The organism is Erythrobacter sp. CCH5-A1, assembly GCF_001557115.1.
GTDB lineage: Bacteria > Pseudomonadota > Alphaproteobacteria > Sphingomonadales > Sphingomonadaceae > Erythrobacter.
Genome location: NZ_LSKQ01000048.1, coordinates 1 through 1,073, shown reverse-complemented (window position 1 = coordinate 1,073; position 1,073 = coordinate 1). Strand labels below are relative to the sequence as shown.

Here is a 1,073-nt window from a genome sequence, read left to right as displayed (position 1 = left end):
GCCAAGACCCGAATTTACTCTTGCATCTTTCGGGGCGTCCACAGATGGGAAGCTGCCTGATCAGTAGAACGCCAGCTGGTTCGATACGGCGAGCAGCTGGCCCGTCGGACTCCACACGCGGACGTCTTGCGTGAAGCGGCCGCGGGCCACCCGCGGCGCATCAGTCTCTACTAGCAAGAACCCGCTCCCCAGCTGCTCAAGTTCAGCCCTCGTGCACATCAGGTGTAGTCCGTAAGTGACCGTCGAACTGAAGCGCGGGGCGGGATCAAGAAAGAAGGTGCGCGGCATTGGCGTATCGGACAGGGCAAGGATCGCCTTCTCGTCCCACGGCCGGCCGCTTGCATCGCGCACCCAAGCAACCGAGCGTGGGCGTTCTTGCGCACTAAAGGGCTTGCCCAAGGCGAGCCGCTGCTCGTAATTCGCGAGCCAGCGAGGCCCGGGTGTGGTCGGCAGTACGTCACATTCTTCTGGGGCGGCAACAGTCGGGCAGGCGGCAGTGTAGTCAAGCGCGCCATCTTGTGCATTGGAGAAGACGAAATCGACCGCGAACAGAGGAGCTTGCCGGTCCTCTTGAGCAAAACCTTCGACGCGCAGAAAGTCCGTCCGGCGCCCTGTGCGCATGAGGCGGACGGCGAGAGCAAGGCCATGTTCGGGCAAGGGCTTCATGAAGTGGGCGGTTGTGCTCGCGAGAAGGGGCAGGCCCGGCCGCGCAGCACGAGCGGCTTCAAACGCAAGCGCCAGCGCCCACCCGCCGAAAGCCGAGCGAAAGTTCCAGTAGGCTGCGCCATCCGGGGAGAGGAACGTGCCATCGTCGAGCTGGGTCAGGTTGGTCGCCTGATCGAGCGTATACTGGGCCACTTGCTATTCATCTCCAGCCTGCAAACCCGCTGCATTCCTGAACGCTATCGTTCATTTTAAAACTTAAAGCAAGATCACAAGAGACGCGGCACTTCTTGGGGTGCAGTTTTGCGGTGATAGCTCGTGACGCCGATGTCGGCTTCGGGGTCGTTTTCCGAATGGCATCTGTGGACGCCCCTTTGGATGCAAGCGGTATTTTCGGGTATGTTGGCACG

The 1,073-nt window shown here is 61.2% G+C and carries 1 protein-coding gene; it reads right to left on the bottom strand.

The annotated features are described in order from the left end of the window. Positions 1–60: 60 nt before the first annotated feature. Positions 61–858, bottom strand: coding sequence for an acyl-CoA thioesterase II (locus AX708_RS02425; RefSeq protein WP_067489453.1), 798 nt, complete (start codon positions 856–858; stop codon positions 61–63). Between the last annotated feature and the right edge of the window lie 215 nt (positions 859–1,073).